A 521-nucleotide genomic window follows, 5' to 3' on the forward strand; every position below is an offset into this window, starting at 1 on the left:
CCGCCATCTGGTCACGCGTCAGCGCCATCAGCGGTGCTCCTGTCCGTCGTGGGCGCGGGTCCGCACGGTCCGCTTCTCGATCCGCTTGTCGGTGGCCTGCTCGGGGGTCAGCGCGACCACGCGCTGGACGAACACCCCGGGCAGGTGCACCTGGTCGGGATCCAGCTCGCCCGGCTCGACCAGGTGCTCGACCTCGGCGACCGCGACGGCGCCGGCCATCGCGCACAGCGGGTTGAAGTTGCGGGCCGCGGACCGGAACACCAGGTTGCCGTGCCGGTCGCCCTTCCAGGCCCGGACCAGGCCGTAGTCGGCGTGGATCGCCTCCTCCAGCACGAACGAGCGCTCCTGGCCGCGGACGGTGAAGGTGGCGGTGGGCTTGGGCGGGGAGGCCAGCACCACGTTGCCCTCGGTGTCGTAGCGCCAGGGCAGGCCGCCCTCGGCGACCTGGGTGCCGACCCCGGTGGCGGTGTAGAACGCCGGGATGCCCGAGCCGCCGGCCCGCAGCCGCTCGGCCAGCGTGC

1 protein-coding gene is annotated in these 521 nt (G+C 74.1%); it reads right to left on the reverse strand.

Annotated elements, in window-relative coordinates:
- Window positions 1–27 precede the first annotated feature (27 nt).
- On the reverse strand, window positions 28–521 hold a 494-nt coding region (locus ACYVKY_RS22135), incomplete at its 5' end, for a CoA transferase subunit A (RefSeq protein WP_460437152.1).

The organism is Angustibacter speluncae, assembly GCF_054777815.1.